General features: G+C 46.5%; 2 protein-coding genes. Both read left to right on the top strand.

The genetic code is table 11. The features are described 5' to 3' along the window. Positions 1-58 precede the first annotated feature (58 nt). Positions 59-436, top strand: a complete 378-nt coding sequence (locus AC2VE5_RS28750) for a helix-turn-helix domain-containing protein (RefSeq protein ID WP_486890918.1) — start codon at positions 59-61, stop codon at positions 434-436. A gap of 4 nt (positions 437-440) precedes the next feature. Further along, positions 441-1,013 carry an IS630 family transposase gene (locus AC2VE5_RS28745; protein ID WP_486890917.1) on the top strand — a complete coding sequence of 191 codons (573 nt, stop codon included), beginning with the start codon at positions 441-443 and terminating at the stop codon, positions 1,011-1,013. The last annotated feature ends 11 nt before the right edge of the window (positions 1,014-1,024 follow it).

Genomic DNA, 1,024 nt, shown 5'->3' with positions numbered 1-1,024 from the left:
TACAGCAGTTCTTGATAGAGTAAAATACAGTTAAAGAGTAAACTCAACCTGAAGCCGAATGAAAGCATACTCTGTAGACCTGCGCCAGAAAGTTATTGATGCGTACAACCAGCGAGAGGGGTCACAGCGACAACTAGCTAAAAGGTTCCGAGTCAGTTTGACATTTATTGAGAATTTATTAAAGCGCTATCGCACAGATGGAACCGTTGAACCCAGAGCGCATGGGGGAGGTCAGGTAGCTAAACTGAGCCTTGAACAAGAAGCTGTGCTGACTACTTTAATAGAGGAGAATAATGATGCCATTTTGGTAGAGCTATGCGACCGACTGGAGCAAAGTGTTGGCGTAAGTATCAGTCGAGCCACAATGGGGCGATACGTTCAAAAGCTTAAACTCACCAGAAAAAAAAACTCTGCACGCAACGGAGCGCAACAGTGAACGAGTGCAACAGTTGCGAGTGGAATATTGGCATGAAATTGGAGCCGTCAACTTGGAGGATTTAGTATTTGTGGATGAGACAGGCTCTAACTTGGCAATGACACGGCGCTATGCCCGTTCTGTCCGAGGCAGCCGCGCCTATAACCACGCTCCTTACCAGCGCGGGCAAAATGTAACATTGATTGGTGCAATGGCATTACGGGGGCTAGTCGGGGAGATTACTTTTCCCGGTGCAACGGATGCTCTAGCTTTTAAGACTTATGTAACTCAGGTATTAGTCCCTAATCTTTGGACAGGAGCCTGTGTCGTCATGGATAATCTGCCTGCCCATAAAGTCATTGGTATTCGAGAAGCCATTGAAACGGTAGGAGCAACAGTTATTTACTTGTCTCCCTACTCTCCAGACTTCTCACCAATTGAAAACTGTTGGTCAAAGGTCAAAGAATTTCTCCGCTCCAGGGCAGCAAGAACTTATGCACAGTTAGACCAGGCAATCACGGATGCTCTAGCTGCGGTGACACTCCAAGATATTATTGGCTGGTTTACCCACTGTTGTTGCTATGTTTCACCCAACTGAGAACTGCTGTA

This window comes from Aliterella sp. E5.1, assembly GCF_057473825.1.
This window is presented reverse-complemented; position numbering and strand designations above follow the sequence as displayed.

Excerpts from the sequence above, each read along its gene's own strand:
- AC2VE5_RS28750 (WP_486890918.1), top strand. The coding sequence starts at position 59 with ATGAAAGCATACTCTGTAGACCTGCGCCAGAAAGTTATTGATGCGTAC.